Below are 25,469 nucleotides of genomic sequence, written 5' to 3'. Positions count from 1 at the left end.
AGGCATTCAGAGCAGAACTCGGACAGCATCTGGCGCGACTGTGGCGCTACGGTTTGTTGCTGTCGCGCAATCGGCATTTGGCCGAGGATCTGGTGCAGGCCACGTGTGTGCGGGCGCTGGAGCGCGCTAGTCAATACAACGCCGGCACGCGCATGGATCGCTGGTTATTGAGCATTCTGCATTCGATCTGGCTCAACGAAGTGCGCGCCAGGCGCGTGCGTCAGGGGACGGGACAGGTCGATGCCGATGGCCAACTGGCGTTCGATGGTGAGTACGCCGCGCAGACTCACGTGATGGCCGCGCAAGTGATCCGCCGCGTCGATGCGCTGCCCGAAACCCAGCGCGAAACCGTGTATCTGGCCTATGTCGAGGGTTTGTCCTACCGCGAAGTCGCTGAAATCCTGCAAGTGCCGATCGGCACTGTGATGAGCCGTCTGGCCACCGCCCGCCTCAAACTCGCCGAATACCCGCCGTTGCAGGCAGTGCCGAAATCCACCGAAGGAGACCGTTCATGAACACACCTTCGGATGAGCAACTGGTCGCCTACCTCGATGGCGAACTCGACCGTGAGTACCGCGATCAGCTCGACAATGCCATTGCCGAAGACTCGCTGCTGAGTCTGCGCGTGCAATGGCTGAGCCGCAGTAATCTGCCGTACAAGAACGCCTATGACGAGCTGGCGCAACAGGCGCCGCTGGATCGACTGCAAGCGCGGCTGGATGCCATTCCTTCGCCAGAAAAGCCTGGGCTGAGTCGCCGCTGGTTTATCGGTGGCGCGGCCGCAGCGCTGTTGGCCGGAGGCGGGTTGGCCGACCGGTTATTCCTCGGCTGGCACGCCGCGCAATCGAACAACTGGCGCGCATTGGTGGCCGATTACATGGCGCTGTATGTGCCGCAAACGCTTGATCACCTGCCCACCGACGAAGCCTCCCAACGCGCGCAACTGCGCACGGTTGATGCGCGTCTGGGCCTGAATCTCTCACCCGCCACGTTGAAACTGCCGGGTGCCGAATTCAAACGCGCACAAGTGCTCGAATACGACGGTGTGCCGATCGCACAGATCATGTACCTCGATGCCAGGCATGGGCCTCTGGCGTTATGCGTCACGCGCTCGAACCAGGGTAGCCGAGCGCTTGAGCATGAACGTCGACACGAGATGAACGTAGTGTTCTGGACAGAGCATGAACATGCCTGGATGTTGATCGGACACGTTCCGGCGGCTGCACTTGAGCAGAGCGCAACGCTGTTGAAATCGCGATCCATCGGCTAGTGCCTTGACCGCAAGTTCAAGTTGGCGGAACTGGTCTGACGGCACTAGGCATCCACTTTAAAGGAGTCAAGGGAAAACCAGTCAGGTTTCGGACTATGGAACTCAAGTCGTGCGATCCCCGGTGCATCAAAGGCAACATTGACCGGTGTGCCGTAGGACGAACCTAACGCCTGACGCCCCAAGAGCTCCCCGTTGCTGGTGTAGTAAGCCACGGTGCTGTCCTCATAGTTAACGCTTAAATGAAAAAAACTGATTCGCGAGCAGGCATTCTTCAGTTTTATTTCCACTACCTGCGCGGCCTCGCCAAAGGCGTCGCGGCCGATGCTCAGTACCTGACCATCGATTCGACCGGGAAAGGATTGACCGATGTCGGAACGAGGCATGATCGCGCATTCGCCGTCACCGGATTTGAACGTGATCTGCATAGTGGGCGTTTCCATGATTGCGCCTTGTCGTGCCGTCTGATTCGGCACGCCGGTGAAATCTTCCATTAACGTCGCGGGAGAATTCAGCACGGTGAATGTCGGCGAATTGAACACCACTGCAGTGGTTTCGTCATTGAGCCCGTCATAGGCAACTTTCAACTCCATGCGCACGGACGTACCCGGTTTGAGTTTCCGGAGTTCGCTGCGAGGCAACGCATTATCCAGCCCGCTGTGTTTTTCCGGCGCTGTCACTGGAGCAGCCTCGGCGAGGACAATCGTGTAACTGTCACCGTTGATATCTGTGCCGTGCAAACGAAACCAACGCAATTGCCCCTCCGCCATCAATGGCCATACCGCACATTGCGCCTGCGCACCACCGGTAAAATCACCCAGATCAAGTATCCCGTTGCTCGCCTGAGGGATATCGGGTGTGGGCAGCCGTCGATCCCGATCCTCGATCCGCTTGATCACCACGTCACGGTGCGCGGAGGGTTGAGGGGCCGCACCTCGCAGCAACTCCCATGACAGCTGGATTGTCTTGCCATGACTGGCCGACAGCACTGAAGACTCGATCAGAAAGTTGGCCCGGTGGTTCTTGTTGAAGGCGCTTGGAACAAAGACTGGCGAGCCCGGCCCGGTTATGCCTTGGACCAACAGCCGCGCTTTGTCACCGGGTTGATCCTCCAGGTATTCGACTCGGGCTGTCACACCGTTGGGCAAATCCAGAGGATCGATCAGGTAACCGGAGCCCACCAGTGCAGGTGGTAAAAGGGTCGCAGCGGGCTCGCCGGTGATACTGGTTTTCAGGACATAGGAGCGGTCGAGTTCGACCCCCTGGCTGACGCGCTGATACGAAAACACTGCATGTCCCTTCGCGGCGGCAGCAAACGCAGCGTAAGGCACAGGGATCGAGTAGGAAAACGGTGCATTCTTCACTTTTTCGGTCAGCGTCAAATGTTCCAGTAACGCTCCATCCTTAGCATAGAAGCGCCCCGTCAAACGGATTTCATCGTCTCTGAGCCAACTGCGCGATACATAGATTTGTGCAATTGCCGGTTCGCCAGCCAGTTTTTCCAGTTCGACGCTGCTGGCGTCATCGTCAGGATCATCGGGGTCCTCGCTGAGGATCGGCGGGTCATACCAGGTGCCATTCAGGTTGACGTACAGATACTGGCTGGCCGAGTTCGGACTGTTGACATCCGGACTGTTACCCACACGATCAAATACCGTGTAACGCACTTCAAAGTGCGCACTGTCCCCGGCCGTGCGAAAGGTCGCCTCATCGATGGTCATCTGGATGGGCCGCTGCTGATCCGCCGCTTCCTCACTGACCACATGACTGAAGGTTTTACCATTGCAATACAATACGATGGTGTCGAACGCTCTCATTATCGGGTAGGTAACGCTGATGCTTACGCCTGTACGCGCACGCTCGGCGTCTACACCTTCATCCAGCGCATCCGGAGCCACATCAAACACCAGTTCGGAATGGCCTTCCTCCTCAGGAAAACGGTCCACGTTACCCGGACGCTTGTCGTGATAAATAACCGTCAACGGCGCCGAAGCTTCGAGCTCCACGCCATCTCGCTCTATCCCGTAATCAAGAACATTCAGCGGACTCTTCCATTTGTCCGCAGCCACATAGACGATTACCCGTTGAGAGGCCTCGCCGGTGGCGATGGGTTTCTCCGCAACCCGTTCTCCGTTGAAACGCACGGCATAGACGTCATTGTCCTGCGCGGTAGTGGCGGGTTCGATGAACACCTTCACCCCTTCCGGGTACAGATAAGTCAGTGCCAGAGGCAGCCCTGCATCTGCATTTTCTGGCCCCGGGACCGGCTGACTCATGCCGGCAATTCGCGGTTTTTCAAGGGTCTTGACGTCCATAGTGATCATCCTTCGGGAACAGGGTCCGATACGATCGGAAGCAGGGGTTCTTGTCCTGCGCATGAAACACCCATCGCCCGCGGTTGCCTACTGTCAGATCTGACAGGTGAACCCTGTAAAACCGGTAAAAACGCTACCATTGGTCGGAGTGATCGCAAAAGGCGAACGAAAGCCGGCGCCATTCGCAGCAATCGTAGAGCGGCTTATCCCACGCCTGAATTCGTTGAGCAGTCGTTTTGTGCCAAGAGAAACGTTACTTCCACGCCGAAGAAAGTCATATTCCAGGAGTACTCCCCCGATGGCGATTTCGTCTCGCACTGCCTTACTGGTGATCGACGTTCAAAACGACTTCACACCCGGCGGCCAATTAGCGATACCGGAAGGTGATCTGATCGTGCCGTTGATCAACCGGCTCGCCCGTCAGTTCACCCAGGTCGTCGTTGCACAGGATTGGCACCCCACCGGCCATGCTTCATTCGCCTCCAGTCATCCCGGTCACCAGCCCTACGATGTCATCCAGTTGCCTTATGGCGAGCAGACACTCTGGCCCGACCACTGTGTGCAATCGACAGCAGGGGCCGAGTTTCACCGGGGACTCGACTTGCCTCATGCCCAGTTGATCATTCGCAAGGGCTGCAATCCTGATATCGACAGCTATTCGGCCTTTCTGGAAGCCGATCGCCGAACCACCACTGGGCTGGCCGGCTACCTCAAAGAGCGCGGGATCGATACGGTCTACATGGTGGGGCTGGCATTGGATTTCTGCGTGATGTTTTCGGCGCTGGATGCACGGGCGGCGGGGTTCAATGCCTACGTGGTGCTGGATGCGTGCCGGGCGATCGATCTGAATGGATCACTGGCGGCAGCAATTGAACGGATGCAAAGTGCCGGGGTCGGGTTGATTCAATCCACAGAGCTGGTCTGAACAACGCAATCCCCATGGGGGAGCGAGCCTGCTCGCGAAGGCGTCGGGTCAGTCAACGCATATTTGGCTGACATACCGCCTTCGCGAGCAGGCTCGCTCCCACAGGGATATTTTCAGCGTCATGTAGCTCAGGCGTTATTGGGCAACCACAACCGGAAGCGTGCCCCGCCCAACGGTGAAGACTCTACGGTCAACGTGCCGCCCTGCGCTTCCAATGCGCGACGACTGATCGCCAGGCCCAGGCCAAACCCACCGGTCGCCCGATCACGACTGCGATCCAGTCGATAGAACGGCTCGAAAATCCGCTCCCGCTCGTCATCGGGAATACCGATGCCGTCATCATCGACCCAGATCTCACAGCCCTCGGCATTGACCTGCACACCAATCTGAATGCGCTTTTCGCAATAGCGCATGGCGTTGCGCAGCAGGTTCTGGATCGCCCGCGCGGTCAGGCGTGGGTCGAGGGAGAAGCGTTCGAGCTGGCCGTGCAGCAACACGTCAATGACGATTTCCGGTGATTCCAGCTCTTCATCGACACTGCCCAGAATGCTGTCGATGAACTCATCCAGCGACACCTCGACCTGCTCCGGCAGTTGCGCCGGATTCTGCAAGCGGCTGTAAGAGAGCAACTCCAGCACCAGTTCATCCAGCTCGCGAATGTGCGCGACCAGTCCCAGCAAGCGCTCGCGGCTGGCGGTCGGCAAGTCATCGGACAAAGCCAGCGCCAAGCCGAAATCCAGACGCGTCAGCGGTGTACGCAATTCATGGGACACGGCATTGAGCAGATCGCGTTGCTGATTGAGCAGGTTTTCGATATCGCCGGCCATGGTGTCGAAAACATTGGCGAGGCTGCCGATGTTGGAACTCTGGGCGATCTTCGTGCGCTCACTCAAATGACCCTTGCCGAAGCGTTCGGCGGTGCCTTTGAGGCGTTCCAGATCACGCCAGTGTGGGCGCAACCACATCAGCAGGCAGGCGAGCAGGCTCGCGCCGATCAGCACGTTGATGCTCCAGTACAACAGATTGACGTCCATCGGATCCGGCGGCACGACCATTTGCACGGCGGTGGTGTCATCCAGCGGCGTCACCGCCAGCGTGCGCCAGCCCCAGTCGCCGATACGCACAACGTTTTCGCCACGGCGCAGACGCTCCTGCTCGATGGCGGTGAACTCGGCATCGTCGATGCGCGCCAGGACGATGTGCAGCGGCTGGAAATCCTTGTCCATCGACGCCGCCAGCGCCGGCCACTGCTCATGCGGCACTGCATGAAACTGGCGGGTAATCAGCGATTGCAGGCCGCGCGAATAGTCGAGGTTGTAGGTGACGAAGCGATCGCGGAACGCCATGACCACCAGATCCGGCACCAGATAGATCGCCGCGCTGTACGAGACGATCGTCACCAGATACAGGCGAAACAGGATGCGAAACATCAGCTCAGCATTCCCACTCGGAACGGCTGAACAAATAGCCCTTGCCCCACACGGTCTTGATCTTGCGCGCTTCGCCGGCGTGGTCGTCGAACTTGCGGCGCAGCTTGGAAATCGCCACGTCCACCGAACGGTCAGTGCCGTTGAATTCGATACCGCGCAGGCGTTGCAGGATCTGATCGCGGCTTAACACTTCGCCGGCGTGACGGGCCAGGACCACGAGCAGGTTGTACTCACCGCTGGACAACTCGACCGGTTGATCACGCCAGGTCACGGTGCGCTCGGACAGGTCGATGCACAGATTGCCCATGAGGATGCGGTCATTGGCGGTCAGCGGTTCGCCGAGGCTGCTGCGGCGCAGCAAGGTGCGCACCCGCGCCAGCAGCACGCGCGGTTCGCACGGTTTGGTGACGTAATCGTCGGCGCCCATTTCCAGGCCCAGAACCTGATCGTGGCTGTCGTCGCGGGCGGTGAGCATCAGGATCGGCAATGTCGCTGAATCGGCACGCAGTAAACGGCAGACTTGCAGGCCGTCGAGGCCGGGCAGCATCAGGTCGAGAATCACCAGATCCGGCGGATTGACCCGCGCCCGTTCGCGCACGTGGTCACCACGGCCGATCACGCTGACGGAATAACCGTTGCGCTCCAGGTAGCTGGAAATCAGTTCGGCGAGGGCGGTGTCGTCTTCGACCAGGAGGATGTTGGGCATGGGTGATCCAGAAAGTGCTGTGGCGACTGATAAGGCCCATTCGCGAGCAGGCTCGCTCCCACACTTGGAATGCGATTCCTTGTGGGAGCGAGCCTGCTCGCGAAAGCTATCTATCTGTCGCAATAAATTTCAAGACCTGAAGGATATACGCCCTCGCCCATCCCTGAGCAAAACCCTTACACAATTTCACACAGCGCCTACAAAGCTTCACCGCTAATCTCGGCGTCTGCCCGTAGGATGCGGACATCAATATTGGGGGTTGTACATGTCGAACAAACTGCTGGCCGGGCTCGGCCTGATCGCGATGGCGCTGGCACTGAGCGCCTGTGATTCGTCCTCGAAGGCAGAGGATCAGACGCCACCGGCCACGGTGCGCATCGAGACGATCGAAGCGCATCCCCTGACGCTCAGCAGCGAACTCAGCGGCCGCATCGCCGCGCCGCGAATTGCCGAAGTGCGCGCACGGGTGGCCGGAGTGGTCTTGCAGCGCACCTTCCGCGAAGGCAGCGACGTGAAAAAGGGCGACGTGCTGTTCCGCATCGACCCGGCACCGTTCAAGGCTGACCTCGACAGCGCCGAAGCCGCGCTGCGCAAGGCCGAGGCCAATGCGTTCCAGGCCAAACTGCAAGAGCAGCGCTATGCCCAGTTGATCGACGACCACGCCATTAGCGGCCAGGACTACGACAACGCCCGCGCCAATGCCCGGCAAACCGCCGCTGACGTTGCGGCCAACAAGGCTGCCGTCGAACGCGCAAAACTGAACCTCGGTTACGCCACCGTCACCGCGCCGATTTCCGGGCGTGTCGGTCGTGCACTGGTCACCGAAGGCGCACTGGTCGGGCAGAACGAAACCACACCACTGGCGCTGATCCAGCAGCTCAACCCGATTCACGCCGACCTCACCCAGTCGACCCGTGAACTCAACGAATTGCGCCGCGCGTTCCGCTCCGGGCAGTTGCAGGAAGTCGGCCAGGATCAGGTCAAAGCCACGCTGATTCAGGATGACGGCAGCCTTTATCCGCTGCCGGGCAAATTACTGTTCAGCGACATCACGGTCGACCCGGGCACTGGCCAGATCATCCTGCGCAGCGAATTCCCCAACCCGGACCTGGATTTGCTGCCGGGCAGTTTCATTCGCGTGCCTCTCGAGCAGGCAACCATTCAGAACGGCATCACCGTGCCGCAACGCGCCGTGCAGCGCGACAGCGCCGGGATTGCCCAAGTGCTGACCGTCGATGAGCAAATGCGCGTCGCCGAGCAACCGGTGCAACTGGGCGCGGTGCAGAACAATCGCTGGATCGTCACCGGCGGCCTCAAGCCCGGCGACCGCATCGTCATCGAAGGCCTGCAACATGCCCGTCCCGGCGAAACCGTGCAGATCGACGACACCCCTCTTCCACTTGCCCAGACCTCTGGTCAGTAAGCAGGACGCTTTTCTATGCCGCAGTTCTTTATCGACCGCCCGGTGTTTGCCTGGGTCGTCGCATTGTTCATCCTGTTGGCCGGTGCGCTGGCCATCCCGCAGTTGCCGGTGGCGCAGTATCCCGATGTCGCCCCGCCGCAGATCGAAATCTACGCCGTGTATCCCGGCGCCTCGGCGCAGACCGTCGATGAAAGTGTGGTCAGCCTGATCGAGGAAGAGCTCAACGGCGCCGATCACCTGCTGTACTTCGAATCGCAGAGCAGCCTCGGCAGCGCGACGATCAAAGCCACGTTCCAGCCGGGCACCAACCCGGAGCTGGCGCAGGTCGATGTGCAGAACCGCCTCAAGGTCGTCGAGTCGCGTCTGCCGCAAGCGGTCAATCAACAGGGCTTGCAGGTCGAAAAAGTCTCGTCCGGTTTTCTCCTGCTGATCACCCTGACGTCCAGCGACGGCAAGCTCGATGACGTGGCGCTCAGTGATTATCTGGCGCGCAACGTGATGAACGAGATCAAGCGTCTGGAGGGCGTCGGCAAGGCGCAGTTGTATGGCGCCGAGCGGGCCATGCGCATCTGGATCGATCCGCAGAAGCTGATCGCTTTCAACCTGACGCCGGCTGACGTCAATGAAGCCATCGTCGCGCAAAACGCTCAGGTCTCCGCCGGCAGCATCGGCGACCTGCCCAATCCGTCGAACCAGGAAATCACCGCGACCATTCTGGTAAAGGGTCAGTTGTCGACGCCGCAAGAGTTCGCCGACATCGTGCTGAAAGCCAATCGCGACGGCTCGACCGTGCGCATCGGTGACGTCGCGCGGGTCGAAATTGGCAGCCAGGAATATCAGTTCGGCACGCGCCTCAATGGCAAGCCGTCCACCGCTGTCGGCGTTCAACTGTCGCCGGGCGCCAATGCGCTGAACACTGCAACGCTGGTGCGGGCGAAGATGGATGAGCTGGCGCGCTACTTCCCGGCGGGCGTGGAATACAAGATTCCGTACGACACCTCGCCGTTCGTCAAAGTCTCGATCACCAAAGTGGTTTACACCTTGGGCGAAGCGATGTTGCTGGTGTTCGCGGTGATGTTCCTGTTCCTGCAGAACGTGCGTTACACGCTGATCCCGACACTGGTGGTGCCAGTGGCGTTGATGGGTACATTCGCGACCATGCTCGCGCTGGGCTTCTCGATCAACGTGCTGACCATGTTCGGCATGGTGCTGGCCATCGGCATTCTGGTGGACGACGCGATTGTCGTGGTGGAGAACGTCGAACGGATCATGGCCACCGAGGGCCTGTCGCCCAAGGAAGCCACGCGCAAGGCGATGACGCAGATCACCGGCGCAATCATCGGCATCACCCTGGTGCTGGTCGCGGTGTTTATTCCGATGGCGTTCATGCAAGGTTCGGTCGGGGTGATTTACCAGCAGTTCTCGCTATCGATGGCGACGTCGATTCTGTTCTCGGCGTTCCTCGCCCTGACCCTCACGCCGGCACTGTGCGCGACGCTGCTCAAGCCGATTGCCAAGGGTGAGCATCATGAAAAGTCCGGGTTCTTCGGCTGGTTCAACCGCCGCTTCGAGCGCCTGACCGATCGTTATCAGGGCTGGGTCGGCTATGCGCTGAAACGCAGCGGTCGTTATCTGCTGATCTACGTGGTGCTGCTGATCGGGTTGGGTCTGTGCTTCGCGCGCCTGCCCTCTTCGTTCCTGCCGGTGGAAGATCAGGGTTACACCATCACCGACATTCAACTGCCGCCCGGCGCCACCAAGAATCGTACGGTGGCGGTGGCTGAACAGCTTGAGGCGCATAACGCCGGCGAGCCAGGGATCAGTGACAGTGTGGTGATTCTCGGTTTCAGCTTCTCCGGTAGTGGCCAGAACGCGGCTTTGGCATTCTCGACGCTGAAGGACTGGTCACAGCGTGGCAGTGATGATTCCGCCAGCTCGATTGCCGATCGCGCCAACATCGCGCTGAGTGAAATCAAGGACGCCATGGCGTTCTCGGTACTGCCACCGCCAGTGGATGGCCTCGGCACGTCCAGCGGGTTCGAGTTCCGCTTGCAGGATCGCGGTGGTCTTGGCCATGCGACCTTGATGCAGGCGCGAACTGAACTGCTCGCGGCCGCCGAGAAGAGCAAAGTGCTGATGAACGTGCGTGAAAGCGCACTGGCCGAAGCGCCGCAGGTGCAATTGGTCGTGGATCGTAAACAGGCCAATGCCCTGGGCGTCTCGTTCGCCGACATTGGCAACGTGCTGTCCACTGCCGTCGGTTCCAGCTACATCAACGACTTCCCCAATCAGGGGCGCATGCAGCGCGTCGTCGTGCAAGCCGAAGGTGATCAACGTAGCCAGGTGGCCGATCTGCTGAAAATGCACGTGCGCAACAACGCCGGGCACATGGTGCCGCTGTCGGCGTTCGTACAGGCCAACTGGATTCAGGGCCCGGCGCAGTTGACCCGTTACAACGGCTATCCGGCGATTGCGATTTCCGGTGAACCGTCACCGGGGCACAGTACCGGCGAAGCCATGGCGGAAATCGAACGTCTCGTTGCACAGGGGCCGAAAGGTCTGGGTCAGGAATGGACCGGCCTGTCGTTGCAGGAACGCTTGTCTGGCAATCAGGCGCCGATCCTGCTCGGTCTTTCGCTGCTGGTGGTGTTCCTGTGTCTGGCGGCGCTGTACGAGAGCTGGTCGATTCCGACTTCGGTGTTGCTGGTGGTGCCGCTGGGTGTGCTCGGCGCGGTGCTGGCGGTGACGTTGCGCGGGATGCCCAATGATGTGTTCTTCAAGGTTGGCCTGATCACCATCATCGGTCTGTCGGCGAAGAACGCGATCCTGATCATCGAGTTCGCCAAGAGCCTGTATGACGAAGGTCACGACCTGATCGATGCAACGTTGCAGGCGGCGCGTTTGCGTCTGCGGCCGATCGTGATGACGTCGCTGGCGTTCATTCTTGGCGTGGTGCCATTGGCCATTGCCACCGGCGCCAGCTCGGCGAGCCAACAGGCGATCGGTACTGGCGTGATCGGCGGGATGATTACCGCAACGCTGGCGGTGATCTTCGTGCCGGTCTTCTTCGTCGTGGTCATGAAACTCGTACAACGATTCACCAAACCCCACTGATCCAAACTGTGGGAGCTGCCGCAGGCTGCGATCTTTTGACTTTGCTTTTAGAAGATCAAAAGATCGCAGCCTTCGGCAGTTCCTACAAAAGCAGGGTTGCGTACGCTATGGTGCAGAGACAGTTCACCAACGTGAGTCCCCATGCGCTTCCTCGCCCGCACCCACCCTCGTCTGTCTGCCGCCGCCCTCCTCGGCCTCGCTACCGGTCTGTTGGTCCCCGCCGATTCCATCGTCAGCAAAATCCTCATCGGCTGGAACGCTGGCGTCTGGACTTACCTGATCCTGATGTTCTGGCTGACCGTGCGCGCCAAGGCTCCGGACGTGAAACGCATCGCTGAAGTCGAAGACGAAAACGCCGGGCTGGTGCTGTTCGTGGTGTGCATCGCCGCGCTGGCGAGTTTGGCGACCATCACCTTCGAGCTGGCTGGCAGCAAGGACCTCGAAACCACGCGCAAACTGCTGCACTACGGTTTCACCGCGCTGACGGTGATCGGCTCGTGGCTGCTGATCGGGGTGATTTTCTGCGTGCACTACGCCAGGTTGTATTACACCTGGAATGGCAAAGAGCCGGCGTTGCGCTTCGCCGAGGGGCTGACTACCCCCAACTATTGGGACTTCTTGTACTTCTCCTTCACCATCGGCGTCGCCGTGCAAACTGCAGATGTCGGCGTGGCCACCCGCGATATCCGCAAAATCGTACTGGCGCAATCGTTGATCGGCTTCGTGTTCAACACCGCGATTCTGGGATTTTCGATCAATATCGCCGCGGGTTTGTTCGGCTGACGTGATCCCGCCCGTCGGCGACACAAAGACCGCTGGCGATCATTCACTTGACGGAAGATTTGTTTTTGGTGTTTCCTGAAACCGGTTTCAGCGCTGCATGCAGACGTTGAGCCTATAAATCCAATAACAAGGTTTCAGACCGTGAACGACTTCTCCGCCGCCCAGCGCAGCCGCGTGACCATGCTTGATGTCGCCGAACGCGCTGGCGTGTCCAAAGCCAGCGTCTCGCGCTTCATCGGCGAGGACCGCGCCCTGCTCTCCGATACCATTGCCCTGCGCATCGAGCAGGCAATTGGCGAACTCGGCTACCGCCCCAACCAAATGGCTCGCGGCCTGAAACGTGGGCGTACCCGCCTGATCGGCATGCTGGTGGCCGATATCCGCAACCCTTATTCGATCGCCGTAATGCACGGGGTGGAAACCGCGTGCCGTGCGCACGGCTACAGCCTGGTGGTGTGCAACACCGACCGCGATGACGAGCAGGAACGCCAGCATCTGGCGCTGTTGCGCTCGTACAACATCGAAGGGCTGATCGTGAACACGCTGGGGCATCATCGCGACGAGTTGCACGAGTTGCGCCGCGAGATGCCGCTGGTGCTGGTGGATCGCAAGGTCGACGGGCTCGACAGCGACATGGTCGGACTGAACAACCCGCAAGCTGTGGAAATGGCGCTTACGCATCTGCAGCAACGTGGTTATCGGGATCTGGTGCTGGTGACTGAACCCTTTGACGGCACCAGTTCGCGAATCGAACGGGTCAGCAGTTTTCAGGCGCAGATTGCCCAACGGTCGGCCCTGACCGGGGCGGTGCTGGAAACCGGCGACGCTCTGAACGCGCAACTTCAAACCTTTTTAAACACACCCGGTAATGGTCCGAAAGCGCTGTTTTGCGCCAATGGCGTAGCGGCGCTGGCTGCGACGACTGCGTTACGCCAAATGGGTTGCCGATTGTTCGAGGATGTCGGGCTGATTGCCCTGGATGATCTGGATTGGTATCCGTTGGTGGGCAGCGGGATTACCGCGCTGGCTCAGCCGACGGCAGAGATTGGTGCGCGGGCGTTTGAGTGTCTGCTCAAACGCTTGCGTGGGGATGAGGAGGTGGCACAGGTGGTGGATTTTGCGCCGGTGCTGGTGGAGCGTGGGTCAACCCGTGAGGTTGGCGGTGTCTGAGCTGACGCTATCGCTGGCAAGCCAGCTCCCACAGGTTTAGAGGTGTACCAAGCCTTGTGTACGACCCGAACACTGTGGGAGTTGGCTTGCCAGCGATGAGGCCCAAAAGGACAACACAGAAACACCTGATATTTTTTTGAACAAAAATGAAACCGGTTTCAGAGGTCAATAACAATGAATAAACCCGCCGTTTCCATCAGTCTGTCCAGCTACGGCGCCGAGCTTGTGCGCCAGCGCGGGCAGGATGCTTTCATCGCTGTTCTGGCTGCGGCCGGGGCCAATCGCATCGAGTGGCGCGAAGAGCTGCTGACGCGTGAAGACCCTGCGCAACTGGCTCAGGCCTCCGAGGCGCAGGGCCTGCAAAGCATCTATTCCTCCCCCACCGAACTGTGGCTCGCCGGGCAGGCGCAGCCTAATCCCGAGTTGATCACCGCGCTGCAACAGGCCGAAGCATTCGGCTCAAAGTGGCTCAAGGTTTCTCTCGGCTACTTCACCGACACCAACGATCTGCAAACTTTGGCCGAGCGTTTGAAACGCAGCCCAGTGCAGTTGCTGGTGGAAAACGACCAGACTTTACACGGCGGGCGCATCGAGCCATTTCAGCGTTTCTTCGCTGCCGTCGAGCAGCACAACCTGCCAATCAAAATGACTTTCGACATCGGCAACTGGCAGTGGCAAGACCAGTCCGCCGCCAGCGCCGCCCGCCTGCTCGGCCGATATGTCGGTTATGTGCATTGCAAAGCCGTGGCCCGTCGCGCTGACGGCAAACTGGTCGCGGTGCCGCCCGCCATCAGCGACTTACACCTGTGGGAACAACTGTTGCGGCACATGGCCCAAGGCGTTATGCGCGCCGCCGAATACCCATTGCAGGGCGAAGATCTGGTGCAACTGACCAGCGAGCACGTAGCCGCCCTCGCCCGCCTCGGCCAATCCCGCCTGGAGCCTGCTCATGTCTGAGATCGATATTCTCTCGTTCGGTGAAACCATGGCGATGCTGGTCGCTGAGCAGACCGGTGATCTGGCCGCCGTCGAGCACTTCCACAAGCGCATCGCCGGGGCTGACAGCAATGTCGCCATCGGGCTTTCGCGTCTGGGTTTCAACGTCGCATGGCTGAGCCGCGTCGGTAACGATTCGCTCGGGCGCTTTGTGGTGCAGACCTTGATCAAGGAAGGCCTGGATTGCAGCCATGTCGATGTCGATAAACAACACCCGACCGGTTTCCAGTTCAAGTCCCGCAATGACGATGGCAGCGATCCGCAGGTCGAGTATTTCCGGCGCGGTTCGGCGGCCAGTCATTTGTCGCCGCAGTCGATTACGACCAATCTGCTAAGCGCTCGTCATCTGCATGCCACGGGCATCCCACCGGCGCTCTCAGCCTCGACGCGGGAGATGTCCTTTGAACTGATGACACGCATGCGCAATGCCGGGCGCAGCGTGTCCTTCGACCCCAATCTGCGCCCGAGCCTGTGGGCCAGCGAGCGCGAAATGATCACCGAGATCAACCGCCTCGCCGCCCTCGCCCATTGGGTGCTGCCGGGTTTGAGTGAAGGCCGTTTGCTGACCGGTTTCGAAGACCCGGCGGACATTGCTGCATTTTATCTCGATCAAGGTGCCGAAGCGGTGGCGATCAAACTTGGCCCGCAGGGTGCGTATTACCGAACGCATCTGGATCAGGGTTTTGTCGCGGGTGTGCCGGTGACCAATGTCGTCGACACGGTCGGTGCCGGTGACGGCTTTGCGGTGGGGATGATCAGCGCCCTGCTGGAGCATCAGGGTTTTGCCGAGGCGGCGCAGCGCGCGAACTGGATTGGCAGTCGGGCGGTGCAGAGTCGCGGGGATATGGAGGGCCTTCCGACCCGGGCCGAACTCTTCAGCGAATTTGAGGCCGCCATCGCTGGCAAGCCAGCTCCCACAAGGGTTGGTGGTGGAAATGCAATCTTTGACATACCCGAGATCCCTGTGGGAGCTGGCTTGCCAGCGATGAGGCCCTGACAGGCAACCGATTTATTGAACCTGCTGCGACAAAAACAACAAGCTCAGGAGCAAGACCCATGAAAACCGCAACCCTCGCCACCCGCCGCTGGTGGTACATCATGCCGATCGTGTTCATCACCTACAGCCTGGCGTATCTCGATCGCGCCAACTACGGTTTTGCCGCCGCCTCGGGCATGGCCGAAGACCTGATGATTACCCCGGGCCTGTCATCGCTGCTCGGTGCACTGTTCTTCCTCGGTTACTTTTTTTTCCAGGTGCCCGGTGCGATCTACGCGCAAAAGCACAGCGTGAAGAAACTGATTTTCGTCAGCCTGATTCTCTGGGGCGGTCTCGCCACGTTGACCGGCGTGGTCTCCAATGCCTATTGGCTGATCGTCATCCGCTTCATGCTCGGTGTCGTCGAAGCCGCTGTCATGCCGGCAATGCTGGTGTATCTGTGCCATTGGTTCACCCGTGCCGAACGCTCGCGGGCCAACACTTTTCTGATCCTCGGCAACCCGGTGACCATGCTGTGGATGTCAGTGGTTTCGGGTTATCTGGTGCAGCATTTCAGTTGGCGCTGGATGTTCATCATCGAAGGCCTGCCGGCGGTGCTGTGGGCGTTTATCTGGTGGCGTCTGGCCGATGATCGTCCGGCTCAGGCGAAGTGGCTCAATGATCAGGAAAAGCACGATCTGGAAAGCGCACTCGCTGCCGAACAGGTCGGCATCAAAGCGGTGAAGAACTACGCCGAGGCGTTCCGTTCGCCGAAGGTGATCATTCTCGCGCTGCAGTTTTTCTGCTGGAGCATCGGCGTTTACGGCTTTGTACTGTGGCTGCCGTCGATCCTCAAGGCTGGCGCGCAAATGGACATGATCGAGGCCGGCTGGTTGTCGGCGCTGCCGTACCTGGCGGCGGTGATCGGCATGCTTTTGGTGTCGTGGGGTTCGGACAAGTTGCAGAAGCGCAAACGTTTTGTCTGGCCGCCGCTGCTGATCGCGTCTATTGCGTTCTACGGTTCTTATGCACTGGGCGCTGAACATTTCTGGTGGTCGTACACGCTGCTGGTGATTGCCGGCGCTTGCATGTACGCACCTTACGGGCCGTTCTTTGCCATCGTCCCGGAGATTCTCCCGGCCAACGTTGCCGGTGGCGCGATGGCGCTGATCAACAGCATGGGCGCGCTCGGTTCGTTCGGCGGCTCGTATCTGGTCGGTTATTTGAACAGCTCCACCGGTTCGCCCGGCGCTTCGTACCTGCTGATGAGCGGCGCGCTGCTGCTGTCGGTGGTGCTGACTATTTTTCTCAAGCCCGGCGCCAGTGATCGCGTCGTTGCCAAAGCCGTTGCCACGCGTGCCGTGCCAGCGCATTCCTGAAGAGACTTTTGCCATGAAAAAACAGGTCGTGTTGTACAAGAAACTTTCGCCCGCGCTGATGGCGCGTCTGCAAGAGCAGTGCGAAGTGACGCTGATCGACAGCCTCGACGCCGACGGTGTCATGCAACTGCGCGACGCCCTGCCCCGTGCCCACGGTTTGCTCGGCGCCAGCCTGAAACTTGATGCGGCGTTATTGGATCTGGCGCCGCAGCTGCAAGCCATCGCCAGCGTCTCGGTGGGCGTCGACAACTACGACATCGATTACCTGAACCAACGCCAGATCCTCCTGAGCAACACCCCGGACGTACTTACCGAAACCACCGCCGACACCGGTTTCGCGCTGATCCTCGCGGCTGCCCGGCGTGTGGTGGAACTGGCGAACATGGTGCGCAGCGGCCAATGGAGCCGCAACATCGGTCCGACGCATTTCGGCACCGATGTACATGGCAAGACGCTGGGGATTATCGGCATGGGCCGCATCGGCGAAGCGCTGGCGCAGCGTGGGCATTTCGGTTTCGGCATGCCGGTGATCTACCACAGCCAGTCGCGCAAACCCGCGGTCGAGGCGCGATTTGATGCGCAATACCGCAGCCTCGAAGATCTGCTCCAGCAAGCCGATTTCATTTGCCTGACCTTGCCGTTGACGGCGCAGACCGAAGGCTTGATCGGCGCCGAGCAGTTCGCACTGATGCGCCCGGAAAGCATCTTTATCAATATCTCGCGGGGCAAGGTGGTCGATGAGGCGGCGATGATTGAGGCGCTGCGTCATCAACGGATTCGTGCGGCGGGGCTGGATGTGTTTGAGCGTGAGCCGCTGAACCATGATTCGCCGCTGTTGCAGCTGAATAATGTGGTGGCGACACCGCACATGGGCTCGGCGACGCATGAGACGCGCGAAGCGATGGCGCGCTGTGCGGTGGAGAATCTGTTGGCGGCGTTGAAGGGAGAGAAGCCGGCGAATCTGGTGAATCCATCGGCCTGGCAGGGCTGAGATCTTCAGTGCCTGTTCTGGCCCAATCGCTGGCAAGCCAGCTCCCACAGGGTTCTCGAGCGGACACAAATATCATGTCCACCTCAAATCACTGTGGGAGCTGGCTTGCCAGCGATGGGGCCAGTGCAGGCAACGCAAAACCATCAGGCACTGCGCGCCTGCAACAGCTGCGCCGCACACAACGCAATCCGCGCACAAGCATCCGCCAGTTTCACCCGATCCAGCACCAGCCCAATACGAATATGCCCCGCAGCACTCGGCCCGAACGCCTCACCGGCCAGCACCGACACGCCATAACCCTCCAGCAACCGCTCGGCAAACGCCTGGGCGCCCAGCCCGGTCTGGCGCACATCGACCATCACAAACATGCCGCCATCCGGGCGAATCGGGTACAACCCCGGACAACCGCTCAAACGTTCACACACCAGATCCCGGCGCAGGCGATATTCCTCGCGCATTTGCGTCACTTCCGGCAGGTCTGACTGCAACGCAATCTCTGCGGCTTTCTGCACAAAATCCGGCAACCCGAACAACATGCTCAGCGACAAATTGACTAAATGCTCGGCCAGCGATGTCGGCCCGATCATCCAGCCGATGCGCCAGCCGGTCATGGCGTGGGATTTCGACAGGCTGTTGATTGTCGCCGTGCGCTCGGCCATGCCCGGCAAACTCGCCGGGCTGACGTGCTGACCTTCATAGAGCAGTTCGCTGTAGACCTCGTCGCTGATCAGCCACAAGTCATGCTGCACGCAGAGCGCCGCCAGTTCCTGCCAGATCAGCAGTGACAGGCTCGCGCCGCTGGGATTGTTCGGACTGTTGAGCAGCATGGCGCGGGTTTTCGGCGTGATCCGCGCAGCGACATCGAACGGGTCTACGCGAAAGCCGTTTTCCGGGCGCACCGGCACCGGCACCACTGTCGCGCCGCAAGCGCCAAACACGCCTTCGTAGGTGACGTACATCGGTTCGGCGACAATCACTTCATCGCCTGGATCCAGCAGACATTGCGCCACCGAATACACCGCGCATTGCGCGCCGGGCATAACGATTACGTGGTCGGCTTCGACCGCTTGCCCGCTGCGCTGACGATGCCGTTCGGCAATCAGCTTGCGCAGTGCCAAACGACCGCGTACTTCGGAATAATGGGTATCGCCGGCCAACAAGCTATCGATCGCGCCGTGAACAATTGGCAGAGGTGTATCGAAATCCGGATCGCCGATGCTCAGCAGCAGGATATCGACACCCTCGGCGCGCAACTCCAGCGCTCGGTCGTGAATCTGCCAGGCGGCGGCTCCTTCTCCGGCGATTCGTTGGGTCAAGGCTGAATAGCGCATGTACGTCTCCTGATTGCGCGGTCTCCAGCCTTCACCGTATCTCAAATCACGAAACGCGCCACCATGGCGTTCAAATCCACCGCCAGACGCGACAATTCGTGGGTCGCGGCGCTGGTCTGGTTGGCCCCGGCGGCCGATTGCGTGGCCAGATCGCGGATGTTGACCAGGTTGCGGTCGACCTCGCGCGACACTTGCGCCTGTTCTTCCGAGGCGCTGGCGATGACCAGGTTGCGCTCGTTGATCTGATGGATCGACTGGGTGATCTGCTCCAACGCCACACCGGCGGCGCGGGCCATTTCCAGAGTGGTCTGGGTGCGCTGGTTGCTTTGCTGCATCGACGAAACCGCTTCGCCCGTGCCGTTCTGAATGCCGGCGACCATTTTTTCAATCTCTTGGGTCGACTGCGCCGTGCGATGAGCCAGTGCGCGCACTTCGTCCGCCACCACTGCAAACCCCCGCCCGGCCTCACCGGCGCGGGCCGCTTCGATGGCCGCGTTGAGCGCCAGCAGGTTGGTCTGTTCGGCGATGGCGCGGATCACATCGAGCACTTTGCCGATGTCACGGCCCTGCGCGGCGAGACCTTCGATCATGTGCGCGGTGTTCTGCACGTCGTGGGTCATGGTCTGGATGGCGTCGACGGTTTTCACTACTTGATCGCGGCCTTCGCGGGCGGCGTGGGTCGACTGGTTCGAGGCTTCCGAGGTCGACACGGCGTTGCGCGCAACTTCCTCGACGGCGGCGGTCATCTCGTTGACAGCGGTGGCAGCTTGCTCGATTTCGTTGTTCTGCTGCTGCAGGCCACGGGAGGCTTCTTCAGTCACCGCGCTGAGTTCTTCGGCTGCGGCGCCCAGTTGCGTGGCGGAGCCGGCGATCTGCTCGATGGTTTTGCGCAGGTTGCTCTGCATGGTGGCCAGCGCCTGCAGCAACTGCGTCGCTTCGTCCTTGCCGTCGATTTCGATGACTTTGGTGAGGTTGCCGTCAGCAATGGTTTGCGCGGCCTGCACGGCACGGTTCAGCGGCGTGACGATGCTGCGGGTCAGCAGCCAGGCCAGTAGCACCGTGGCAACGGCTGCGAAAACAGCGACGATAATGATGCCGGTGATGGCGCTGTCATAATATTGGCCGGCCTGAATCGAAGCGGTCTTTGCATCGGCGGCGTTCATCGCTATCAGCTGGTTGAGCTGTTCGCCCATCTGGTCGGTGCCGTCCTTGATCCGCGTGTTGATCAGGGTGCGCATCTCGTCGAGTTTGTCCTGGCGCGACAGCTCCATCATCTGATTCTGCGCTTGCAGGTAGTTGTCCAGCGTGGTCGCGAAGGTCTGGTACAACGCCCGCTCTTCCGGACTTGCCGGTAGTGCGGCGTAACTGGCCTGGGCGGCGCGAACCTTGTCGACCAGAACGCCGATGCGGGTCTGCGCTTCCTGCAACCCGGCCGCTTCGCGGTTGACCAGCACGCGGAACGACAGAATCCGCAGACGCAGAACGTTTTCTGTCACTACGGCAAGTTGCGTCACGCTGGGAAGTTGCGTCGAATCCATCTCGACGGACGCCTGACGGATGATCGACATGCGGTTGACGGCGAACACGCCGAGGACGATCACCAGCAAGGCGATAAAGGCAAAACCGAGGAAGGCACGGGGCGCGATATTCAGGTTACGCAGGGACATAGTTGAGCTCTCGAAAGATAGAAACTACGAGCGTCCATGCGTCATCACTGGCCCGAGGGGGGCGGGTCCAGTCCGGCGTCACTGTTTTAGGAAGTTATGTGCGCGCCTGTTAGCTGTATCGGCCAGGCTTTAGGAAGATTGCGGGTCAAGAGCAACTATTTTTCAGGGTGTTACAGCAATGAAACACAGTTGGTTGTTTTGTGTAGGAGCTGTCGAGTGGAACGAGGCTGCGATCTTTTGACGTTTAAAAGCAGTATCAAAAGATCACAGCCTTCGGCAGCTGATCAGGCTCAGCGTTTGACAGCGAGCTGCCAGACACGGGCGATGTCCGTCGCGCGTTCGCGCAACAGGCGCGGTGCTTCGGCGCAGGCCTGCTCCAGCGTCATCGGGCCGCTGGTCACGGCGAATGCTGCATCGATGCCGTGATCGTAGAGTTCTTGGTAACCCTCGCCCAACGTTCCGGCGATGACGATCACCGGCACGGCGTGCTGTTTGGCAATCCGTGCGACACCGAACGGCGTCTTGCCACGCAAGGTCTGGGCATCGAAGCGCCCTTCCCCGGTGATCACCAGATCGGCACCTTTGACCGCTTCGGAGAGGCCGACGAGTTCGGCAACCACTTCAACCCCGGCTTGAAATTGCGCGCCGAGGAATGCCTTGGCGGCAAACCCCAGACCACCTGCCGCGCCGCTGCCCGGCTCATCACGAACGTCTTTGCCCAACGCTTGTGCGCACAGTTCGGCGAAGTGCCCCAAGGCCTGATCGAGTTGCTGCACTTGCGCCGGTGAGGCACCTTTCTGCGGGCCGAAAATCACGGAAGCTCCGTGCGGACCGCAGAGTGGGTTATTGACGTCCGCTGCGATATCGAAGCGCACGTGCGCCAGTCGCGGGTCAAGTTCGCTCAAATCGACACGCGCCAGTTGCGCCAAGGCCAAGCCGCCGGGTACCAACGTCTGTCCTTGCGCATCGAGCAACTTCACGCCCAACGCTTGCACCGCCCCGGCGCCGCCGTCATTGGTCGCGCTGCCACCAATCGCCAGAATCACCCGTTGCGCGCCGGCATCCAGCGCTGCGCGAATCAGTTCGCCGGTACCGAAAGTGCTGCTGATGCAGGCATCACGCTGCCCCAGCGGTACCAATTGCAAGCCGCTGGCCTCGGCCATTTCAATGATTGCGGTGTGGTTGTGCGGCAACCAGCCCCATGCAGCGTCGACGGCTGTGCCCAAAGGGCCGCGCACGCGGGTGCGGCGCAGCTCGCCTTCGCACGCGGCAAGGATCGATTCGACCGTACCTTCGCCACCGTCAGCCATTGGGCATTTGACCAAGGTCGCGTGCGGCCAGACCTGAGCAAGGCCGAGGGCAATGGCTTCGGCGACGCCTTGGGCACTGAGGCTGTCCTTGAACGAATCGGGGGCGATGACGATCTTCATGCGAATTCTCCGGTTGCAATGCCCCTCATGCTGCCAGTCTGCCTGAGCGTTGACGCCGGTCCGCTGCACAAGTGGCGGGGGCGTTTATTGTTCATTTTCACAAAGACAGGGAAAGTGGCGGTGAATGTTCGGCCGCCATCGCTGGCAAGCCAGCTCCCACAGGGATTGTCGGTGAACACAAATGCAGTGAACACCATCAACCCTTGTGGGAGCTGGCTTACCAGCGATGGCGGCCTCAAAATCACCTCATGCCGACAGATCTGTCTGGGGTAATAGCTGCACCCCAAGATACAGCGCCAACATCCCGTCCAGCCGCAACGGATCAACCCCACTCAGTTCAGCAATCCGCTCCATCCGATAACGCAAACTGTTGCGATGAATCCCCAACGCATCGGCACACGCCTGACTCTGACCATCGTGCTCGCACCAACTGCGCAGCGTCGCCAGCAACTGGCCGTTGCCGTCCTTGGCGATCACCTTGCGCAGCGGCTTGAGCAATTCGTCCAGCGCATCGTCATTGCGATGCCGCCACAACATCACCGGCAAGCGATAGCGGTTCAGCGTCAGCAATCGCGAGTGCGGCAACACTTCCCGGCCATAGGCGAGCAAATCACCAACCCGCCGATAACACCGACGTAACCCGGCCAGTCCATCGGCCTGCCCGCCCACGGCGATGCGCAGAATCTTCCAGCCGAGGCCGTCGAGTTTTTCCAGTAAGCGGTCGTGCTCGACGGTCTGATTCGCCGGGCGACACCACAGCAGCGATGACTTCGCCGAACTCACGCACCAGCTATCGGGATAACGCGACATCAGCCAGGCACTCAACGCCTCGACGGTTTGCCCCGGCCCATGTTCAAGGCCCAGCTCGAACAGATACGGCACCCGCGTCAGTTGCGGTTTAAGCCCGAGCTGCTGCGCTTCATCGACCAGACGCGGCGAGTCACCCGCCTCGCTCAACAGCAGCGCGAGCAAATCATCACAACGCTGGCGCCGCCATTGCTGTTCGGCCTGCTGATTGCGCTGGCCAACGAGCATTTCGGCGGTCATGCGCACCAGTTCCGCATACGTGCGCAGTTGCTCCGGTTCGCCGGTAATGCCGAGCACGCCGATCAAGCGCTGATCGAGTAACAGCGGCAGGTTGATGCCCGGTTGTACGCCCTTCAAATGCACGGCCGTCTGCGCGTCGATCTCGACCACGCGACCGTTGGCCAGCACCAGTTGCGCGCCTTCGTGACGAGTGTTGATGCGCTCCGGTTCGCCGCTGCCGAGGATCAGCCCCTGGCTGTCCATGACGTTGACGTTGTAGGGCAAAATGGCCATGGCCCGGTCGACGATGTCCTGGGCGAGGTCGTGATCGAGTTCGAACATAACGGCGGCAATCCTTAAATTTCGGCACTGGCAGTTGTTCACCCGCACAGGGTCTGGCGGCAAACCCTGTGCTCAGGCACAAAGACAATCCGGCCAAAGGTGGCCGAGACTCTCGGGGCGATCAACGTTACCCTTTGCATCGCAAAAAATCATAATAAAGAGAGAGCCGCTATGTCGCACAGCGCCGCAGCTACCCAGACCATCGATGACGATAAAAACGCCGTCTACAAACGCATCACCCTGCGTTTGATCCCCTTCATTTTCATCTGCTACTTGTTCAACTACCTCGACCGGGTCAACGTTGGATTTGCCAAACTGCAGATGCTCGACGCGCTGAAATTCAGCGAAACCGTGTACGGCCTCGGGGCCGGTATCTTCTTTATCGGCTACGTGTTGTGCGGCGTACCGAGCAATCTGGCGTTGACCAAATTCGGCCCACGGCGCTGGATCGCGGTAATGATGATCACTTGGGGCACGCTGTCGACCTGCCTGTTGTTCGTCACCACCCCGACCGAGTTCTACACGCTGCGCCTGTTCACCGGTGCGGCCGAAGCCGGGTTCTTCCCGGGCGTCGTGTTGTACCTCTCGCAGTGGTTCCCGACCTTCCGCCGTGGCCGGATCATGGCGTTGTTCATGTCGGCGATCCCGGTGTCGGGTTTGCTTGGCAGCCCATTCTCGGGCTGGATTCTCAATCACTTCGCGGCGGGCCAGGGCGGTCTGGCCGGCTGGCAGTGGATGTTTCTGCTGCAAGGCATTCCTACAGTCATTCTCGGCGCCCTCGCCTATTTCCTGCTGAGCGACAGCTTCGCCAACGCCAAATGGCTGAGCCCGCATGAGCGCGCCGTGCTCGAAGCGGATCAGGCGGAAGATTTGGCGAACAAGCCGAAGACTACGTCCGACTCGCTGCTGGCGGTGTTCAAGAACCCGGCGATCTGGGCGTTTGGCCTGATCTATTTCTGCATCCAGAGTGGCGTGTACGCGATCAACTTCTGGCTGCCATCGATCATCAAGAATCTCGGCTTTAGCGATAACCTGGTGATCGGCTGGCTGAGTGCGATTCCGTATCTGCTGGCGGCGGTGTTCATGCTGGTGGTCGGGCGTTCGGCGGACTTGCGCAAGGAGCGTCGCTGGCACTTGGTGGTGCCGATGCTGATGGGCGCGATCGGTCTGGTGATTGCGGTTAACTTCGCGGCTAACCCGGCGATTGCGATTCTCGGTCTGACCATTGCCACCATGGGTGCGCTGACTGGCCTGCCGATGTTCTGGCCGGTGCCGACGGCGATGTTGAGTGCGGGTGCTGCGGCCGGTGGGCTGGCGTTGATCAACTCGATGGGGCAGATGGCCGGGTTCCTCAGTCCGTACCTGGTGGGTTGGGTCAAGGACAGCACGGGGTCGACCGATGCCGCGCTGTATCTGCTGGCGGGGGTGATTGTTGGCGGGAGTTTGCTGGCGCTGCGCATGACGCGGACGTTGCGGGCTTGAGGTTTTGATGCCAGAAGAACGGCCCTTTTCAGGGTCGTTTTTTATTGGGGTTTCGGCTGGGCTTTTGTGGTGTTCTGGAGATCTTTTCCCCCTCACCCCAGCCCTCCCGAAACGTCGGACCGCCCCCAACGGGGCGAGGGGGAAAGGGAGCCGATCTGTGGGCTTTTCAAGACCTGAGTTCGACTCGGGGAAAGGGAGCCGATTTTGGTGCTTTTCAAGATTTGAGTTCGACTCGGTATTGCACGTCGGCGCACCTAGTTCAAGCACCTCGGTCAGTCCCCTCTCCCTTCGGGCGGTCCGACATTTCGAGAGGGTTAGGGTGAGGGGCTTCTAATGCGTCCAGCTCAATCACCAGACCACCCGGCATTTGCACAAAAATCTGTGCAATCCCATCGCCCGGTACCTGCGCCAATTGATACGGCAATCCACTCTCACGCACCCGCTGCAACACCGTTTCCGCCGGCTCATCAGTACGAAACGCGATGTGGCTCAATTCCGTGTCATCCGGCAACGGCCGCTCAATCACATGCACCACGGCATGCCCATCCTGATACAGCCAACGCCCGGGAAACGGAAACGGCGGTCGCCGGCCCGGCTTGAGCCCGAGCAACTTGGCGAAATCGTCCTGCAAGCTCTGCCCGTCAGCGGTATTGAACGCCAGATGATCGAATGTCCAGCTCATGCGCCTCTCCTGCGATTATTGATTGATTGCAGTA

General features: G+C 60.3%; 20 protein-coding genes. 12 read left to right on the top strand and 8 right to left on the bottom strand.

The features are described from left to right. Nucleotides 1-29 precede the first annotated feature (29 nt). Complete coding sequence (locus tag AC3IUF_RS13570) at nt 30-515, top strand: sigma-70 family RNA polymerase sigma factor (protein ID WP_414915229.1); 486 nt, start codon at nt 30-32, stop codon at nt 513-515. Next, nucleotides 512-1,270, top strand: a complete 759-nt coding sequence (locus tag AC3IUF_RS13565) for an anti-sigma factor family protein (protein ID WP_414915162.1) — start codon at nt 512-514, stop codon at nt 1,268-1,270. Before AC3IUF_RS13570 ends, AC3IUF_RS13565 begins: the two co-directional genes overlap by 4 nt. Nucleotides 1,271-1,314: 44 nt before the next feature. On the opposite strand, the gene AC3IUF_RS13560 is transcribed toward AC3IUF_RS13565, so the two are convergent. Beyond that, complete coding sequence (locus AC3IUF_RS13560; protein WP_489281293.1) at nt 1,315-3,582, bottom strand: hypothetical protein; 2,268 nt, start codon at nt 3,580-3,582, stop codon at nt 1,315-1,317. Nucleotides 3,583-3,880: 298 nt separating this feature from the next. Here AC3IUF_RS13560 and pncA point away from each other — a divergent pair, with 298 nt between their 5' ends. After that, complete coding sequence (gene pncA, locus AC3IUF_RS13555) at nt 3,881-4,507, top strand: bifunctional nicotinamidase/pyrazinamidase (RefSeq protein ID WP_489281291.1); 627 nt, start codon at nt 3,881-3,883, stop codon at nt 4,505-4,507. 128 nt (nt 4,508-4,635) lie between these two features. Here the strand turns inward: pncA and AC3IUF_RS13550 are convergent, their stop codons facing one another. Both AC3IUF_RS13550 and AC3IUF_RS13545 read right to left on the bottom strand, forming a co-directional pair. Then, nucleotides 4,636-5,937, bottom strand: coding sequence for an ATP-binding protein (locus tag AC3IUF_RS13550; RefSeq protein WP_489281289.1), 1,302 nt, complete (start codon nt 5,935-5,937; stop codon nt 4,636-4,638). 4 nt (nt 5,938-5,941) lie between these two features. Beyond that, the gene (locus tag AC3IUF_RS13545) at nt 5,942-6,643 is read right to left on the bottom strand and encodes a response regulator (RefSeq protein ID WP_007912171.1); all 702 of its coding nucleotides are present in this window, start codon (nt 6,641-6,643) and stop codon (nt 5,942-5,944) included. 265 nt (nt 6,644-6,908) lie between these two features. Here AC3IUF_RS13545 and AC3IUF_RS13540 point away from each other — a divergent pair, with 265 nt between their 5' ends. The 8 genes from AC3IUF_RS13540 (at nt 6,909) to AC3IUF_RS13505 (ending at nt 17,475) form a co-directional block, all read left to right on the top strand. Beyond that, nucleotides 6,909-8,066 (top strand): efflux RND transporter periplasmic adaptor subunit, encoded by a 1,158-nt coding sequence (locus tag AC3IUF_RS13540; protein WP_489281287.1) that lies wholly within the window; start codon nt 6,909-6,911, stop codon nt 8,064-8,066. 15 nt (nt 8,067-8,081) lie between these two features. Further along, complete coding sequence (locus AC3IUF_RS13535) at nt 8,082-11,180, top strand: efflux RND transporter permease subunit (RefSeq protein WP_007912175.1); 3,099 nt, start codon at nt 8,082-8,084, stop codon at nt 11,178-11,180. A gap of 141 nt (nt 11,181-11,321) precedes the next feature. After that, on the top strand, nt 11,322-11,963 hold the full coding sequence (locus AC3IUF_RS13530) for a DUF1345 domain-containing protein (protein WP_007912177.1): 642 nt from the start codon (nt 11,322-11,324) through the stop codon (nt 11,961-11,963). A gap of 141 nt (nt 11,964-12,104) precedes the next feature. Next, complete coding sequence (locus tag AC3IUF_RS13525; RefSeq protein WP_489281284.1) at nt 12,105-13,133, top strand: LacI family DNA-binding transcriptional regulator; 1,029 nt, start codon at nt 12,105-12,107, stop codon at nt 13,131-13,133. A gap of 174 nt (nt 13,134-13,307) precedes the next feature. Beyond that, nucleotides 13,308-14,090, top strand: coding sequence for a sugar phosphate isomerase/epimerase family protein (locus tag AC3IUF_RS13520; RefSeq protein ID WP_007912182.1), 783 nt, complete (start codon nt 13,308-13,310; stop codon nt 14,088-14,090). Next, nucleotides 14,083-15,126 carry a sugar kinase gene (locus AC3IUF_RS13515; protein WP_489281282.1) on the top strand — a complete coding sequence of 348 codons (1,044 nt, stop codon included), beginning with the start codon at nt 14,083-14,085 and terminating at the stop codon, nt 15,124-15,126. The genes AC3IUF_RS13520 and AC3IUF_RS13515 overlap by 8 nt, the downstream gene beginning before the upstream one ends. A 59-nt stretch (nt 15,127-15,185) precedes the next feature. After that, the gene (locus AC3IUF_RS13510) at nt 15,186-16,484 is read left to right on the top strand and encodes an MFS transporter (protein ID WP_447785210.1); all 1,299 of its coding nucleotides are present in this window, start codon (nt 15,186-15,188) and stop codon (nt 16,482-16,484) included. A gap of 13 nt (nt 16,485-16,497) precedes the next feature. Further along, on the top strand, nt 16,498-17,475 hold the full coding sequence (locus tag AC3IUF_RS13505; protein WP_489281280.1) for a 2-hydroxyacid dehydrogenase: 978 nt from the start codon (nt 16,498-16,500) through the stop codon (nt 17,473-17,475). 143 nt (nt 17,476-17,618) lie between these two features. Here the strand turns inward: AC3IUF_RS13505 and AC3IUF_RS13500 are convergent, their stop codons facing one another. The 4 genes from AC3IUF_RS13500 to AC3IUF_RS13485 form a co-directional block, all read right to left on the bottom strand. Continuing rightward, nucleotides 17,619-18,806 (bottom strand): pyridoxal phosphate-dependent aminotransferase, encoded by a 1,188-nt coding sequence (locus AC3IUF_RS13500; RefSeq protein WP_489281278.1) that lies wholly within the window; start codon nt 18,804-18,806, stop codon nt 17,619-17,621. A gap of 41 nt (nt 18,807-18,847) precedes the next feature. Then, a complete protein-coding gene (locus tag AC3IUF_RS13495) occupies nt 18,848-20,473 on the bottom strand; it encodes a methyl-accepting chemotaxis protein (RefSeq protein ID WP_489281276.1) in 1,626 nt (541 codons plus the stop codon). A 290-nt stretch (nt 20,474-20,763) separates the two neighbouring features. Further along, nucleotides 20,764-21,903, bottom strand: coding sequence for a glycerate kinase (locus tag AC3IUF_RS13490; protein WP_489281274.1), 1,140 nt, complete (start codon nt 21,901-21,903; stop codon nt 20,764-20,766). Nucleotides 21,904-22,149: 246 nt separating this feature from the next. Beyond that, a complete protein-coding gene (locus tag AC3IUF_RS13485) occupies nt 22,150-23,271 on the bottom strand; it encodes a sugar diacid recognition domain-containing protein (protein WP_007912197.1) in 1,122 nt (373 codons plus the stop codon). Between the two features lie 171 nt (nt 23,272-23,442). On the opposite strand from AC3IUF_RS13485, the gene AC3IUF_RS13480 reads away from it, so the two are divergent. Next, nucleotides 23,443-24,753, top strand: coding sequence for an MFS transporter (locus AC3IUF_RS13480; protein ID WP_007912199.1), 1,311 nt, complete (start codon nt 23,443-23,445; stop codon nt 24,751-24,753). Between the two features lie 259 nt (nt 24,754-25,012). Here the strand turns inward: AC3IUF_RS13480 and AC3IUF_RS13475 are convergent, their stop codons facing one another. Continuing rightward, nucleotides 25,013-25,435, bottom strand: a complete 423-nt coding sequence (locus AC3IUF_RS13475; protein WP_489281271.1) for a VOC family protein — start codon at nt 25,433-25,435, stop codon at nt 25,013-25,015. Nucleotides 25,436-25,469 lie beyond the last annotated feature (34 nt).

The organism is Pseudomonas sp. KH_040 (genome assembly GCF_057839305.1).
Note: the sequence above shows the minus strand (reverse complement) of the source record. Positions and strands in the feature narration are given on the sequence as shown.